Below are 3,267 nucleotides of genomic sequence, written 5' to 3' on the forward strand. Positions count from 1 at the left end.
GAGCTCGACTGAACGCCCCAGCATAGCCGAGAGCCAACAAGTCCCGTTCGCGCTTGCCGGTCAGGTGGTCCTGCGTCCTCGCCAGCACTATCTGCAGCACGTCGACCGTGGGCGTGGCCTTATGGGTCGGGGCCGTGCCGACGCGGCGCCGTATACCATTCTTAGTGGCGCGCACGTCCTCGTCGTACGTTGGGTCCGCCGCCTTCGCCAGCTTATGCCCGTGCCGGATCGCGGCGAGCCGACGCCCGATGGTCGAGGAGGACCGCCCGGCCTCAGCCTCGGCCGCCAGGAAGCCAGTCACAGCCTCAGGGCTTGCAGGCAGGGACCGGAACCCGAACCGCGCGCACCAAGCCTGGAAGACCTGCACGTCGGAGCGGTAAGCCCGAACGGTAGAGTCCGCCTTGCTGGCCGTCTGATAGGCGCGAACGAGCGCGGCGGCCTCGGCCGGCAAAGTCTGCCAATTTGGCGCACTTTCGGCCGGGAGAGTTTCAGGACCCACGGGCCTGCCGCTCCTGTCGCTCGCGGATGTCGCCCATCAACGCCAGCGTGCGCCGCGTTGATTGCTCCCGCGATATTCGACCGGTCCGCCATGCCGTGCCTCCGTCTATCAAAAGCCCCGAGGCCATAGGCTGGCCCTAATGCCGTAACTTCCGAGAACACGATTTATCGGAAGCTACACGACCCGCCGTCATGCTGCAATGCTCCGGCGCTGTAGTGCTACAGCATGAAAGCGCGAAAACGGCATGGCGCGACAGCGCTACGGCATCGCAGCGTGACAGCGCCGCGGCACGATCCCGCTACAGCGCTACGCCTCGCCCTTGGGTTTCAGGGACGAGACGGACGGGTGCCCGTGCTTCTGCAAGGCCGCGTCGATCCCTTCCATGATGACATCGTGGATTTTGACATCTCGGGTGAACGCGATTTCCCGCAGACGCCGATGCACCTCCCGCGGCAGGTACACAGAGGTATGCACCACGTCGGGCCGCGCGCGCCGGCCGGCAGGCTTTCCGCTCCCCGGATCGGGGGACCTCGACGCCGCGGGAGCATCCGGGCCCGCATCCGAGGCCGCAGGTTGCGCCTTAGCCTCAGGCCCCGGCAGGGACAGGCCACCGATTAGGGAAGGGCGCTTGCTCATGCCTTGGCTGCCTTCATCTTGCGATCCGCCCAGACCCAGAGGGCGCGCAGCTCGTCGGCTGCCTTCCCCTCCGGTGCGTACTCCGTGACCCCCTGCCCGGCCGCGAGCGCGTCCTGGTGGTCGGCGCGTTGGGTTAGAGACGGCTCTGCCAGCACCCCGAACATACCGAGCCCGCTGGCCGCCTCGACGGTTCGAGCCGAGCGCCCGGCCGGGCACTGGTTGAGCACGAACGCGAACCGGTCCCGCATACCGAGCCGCATCAGCGTCTCAATCGTCGGCATCGTGGCTTGCAGGTCGAGGCGCGAGGGCCGGGCGGGGATTAGAGCCAAGTCTGCAGCCTGCATGGCGAGATTGCCGCCAGTCGACGCCACGCCGGCCGTGTCGAGCACCGCGAGGGTAAAACCCTGCTCGCCGAGCGCTGCCAGGATCTGCGGCAGCTCTGCCAACCGATCAGAGCCGAGCCTGTCGACCGCTGGCGCTTCCGCCGTCCGGTTGTCGCCCCAGGCCGCGAGCGAGCCCTGCGGATCGAGATCGAGCGCCACGACCCGCTCACCGGCCTCGGCAGCAGCGACAGCGAGGCTGGCCGCCACCGTCGTTTTCCCGGCGCCGCCCTTCTGAGTGACTAGGGTAATCGTCCGCATGTGCCCTCACAGTGCTGCGGTGCTGTAGCAGGGAAGCGTGACAGTGCGGAAGCGCTACGATCTGACAGCGCCACCATGCCGAAGCATTGTAGCGCTACAGCATTGCAGCATGACAGCATGACAGCGCCATAAGGCTACAGCGCTTCCGTCCCGCCCAAGGGATGCCCGACGCGCCTCGCAGAGGCTACCCCTGCCTGCCCCTCATCCGGGCGTGCTCGGCCTGCATCTCTTGCCATACAGCTTCGTCAGCCTCGTCGCCCGGCAGCGGCTCGCCGCGCTCGCGCCGTTCTGCGCGTTCCATCGCGGCTTTCTCGGCCATCGAGCTATACGGCGGCTTAGGCGTCCGGACCGCGCTCACCGGGTTAGCGTCCCGAAACCGGATCCCGGCGCCGCCGCCGTTCTCGGGGATGAATTCTAGGCCGGCGGCTTCGAACGCGGCAATCAGCGCGCGCATGTTCGCGCCCATCATCCGAGCGCTCTCAGGCTTAGCCTCGAACGCCTCGATAGTCGGCGCTGGCACCTTTGACGCCTCGAATAGATCCGCCTGCCGCCAACCCAGCATGGCGCGCGCGGCACGGCAGAGCCGAGGCGTGAGGCGGATCGGTTGCTGCGGCATCAGGCACAATCTCCAAGGAGAATTATACCGATCCAAGGCGTCAAACTCAATGGCTGAGCCATAGGTCTATTGACAGGCCCTCGCTACCTGCTAAACCTATGGCTGTTCCCTAGGTTGAGGGCTGAGCCATGGCGCACCGCACCGTTTCTTGGACCCGCATCGACCGCGCCGGCCTTGACGCTCGCACCAAGATCCCCGCCGGCATGCTCGGCGCCCGCGCGCTGATCCAGCTCGGCGCCCGCACCCGTCCCCTCGTCATCGCCGGGCAGTACGACCGAGCCGCCATCATGGCCGCCGCCTGCAAGGCCGCCACCGGCATTCAGGAGCGCTGCGGCGTCTCCCGCGCCGAGGCGATGTCTTCCGCTCTCAAGGCCACTTGGCAGGTCGCCAAGGCCGCCCACCGCGCCGCCGCTCATTGATCCCCTGACCGCGCCGCGCTGATCGGCGCCGAAAAGGGCCCCGCCCCCTCAACCACCGAACCACCGCCACGAGCCCTCACCGGAGCCCGAACGATGACGCACGCCCGTATCCCCGATTTCAGCCAGCCCGCCCTGGTCCGCGCCGTGACCAGCGCCCGCCGTCAGCTCCCCGTGGACCGCCGCTACCGCAACCTGCCCGACGAGACCCAGCCCGGCACCATCGAGCCCTGGCAGGCCGTGGCGCCCGTCCGCCCCGACACCGTGCACAGCCGGTCCCCGCGCTTCCTCGACGTGGCCGGCGAGCTGCTGGCCGCGGTCGCCATCATCGGCGGCGGCATGGTGCTGACCAGCCTCGCCTCGCTCCTCTGACCCGCCCCGCAACCGAGCGGGCCGGCTGCCCGCGTCCCTCATCCGAGGATCCCGCGATGTCCTTCCGTGCCTCCCTCAAGAACCTGA

At 68.3% G+C, this 3,267-nt stretch carries 5 protein-coding genes; 2 read left to right on the top strand and 3 right to left on the bottom strand.

What is annotated here, in order from left to right; all coding sequences use genetic code 11:
• The 3 genes from MKK82_RS03870 to MKK82_RS34155 form a co-directional block, all read right to left on the bottom strand.
• Nucleotides 1-499 (bottom strand): site-specific integrase (locus MKK82_RS03870; RefSeq protein WP_243984694.1); only part of this gene is annotated, 499 nt, incomplete at its 3' end.
• Between the two features lie 632 nt (nt 500-1,131).
• Entirely contained in the window at nt 1,132-1,776 is a 645-nt protein-coding gene (locus MKK82_RS03875) for an AAA family ATPase (protein ID WP_243984696.1), read from the bottom strand.
• A gap of 184 nt (nt 1,777-1,960) precedes the next feature.
• Nucleotides 1,961-2,392, bottom strand: a complete 432-nt coding sequence (locus MKK82_RS34155) for a hypothetical protein (RefSeq protein ID WP_313902082.1) — start codon at nt 2,390-2,392, stop codon at nt 1,961-1,963.
• Nucleotides 2,393-2,520: 128 nt separating this feature from the next.
• Here MKK82_RS34155 and MKK82_RS03885 point away from each other — a divergent pair, with 128 nt between their 5' ends.
• Both MKK82_RS03885 and MKK82_RS03890 read left to right on the top strand, forming a co-directional pair.
• Nucleotides 2,521-2,811, top strand: a complete 291-nt coding sequence (locus MKK82_RS03885; RefSeq protein WP_243984697.1) for a hypothetical protein — start codon at nt 2,521-2,523, stop codon at nt 2,809-2,811.
• 93 nt (nt 2,812-2,904) lie between these two features.
• Nucleotides 2,905-3,180 carry a hypothetical protein gene (locus MKK82_RS03890; protein WP_243984699.1) on the top strand — a complete coding sequence of 92 codons (276 nt, stop codon included), beginning with the start codon at nt 2,905-2,907 and terminating at the stop codon, nt 3,178-3,180.
• Nucleotides 3,181-3,267 lie beyond the last annotated feature (87 nt).

The sequence above is a fragment of the Methylobacterium sp. E-046 genome, assembly GCF_022829625.1.
GTDB classification, from domain to species: domain Bacteria; phylum Pseudomonadota; class Alphaproteobacteria; order Rhizobiales; family Beijerinckiaceae; genus Methylobacterium; species Methylobacterium longum.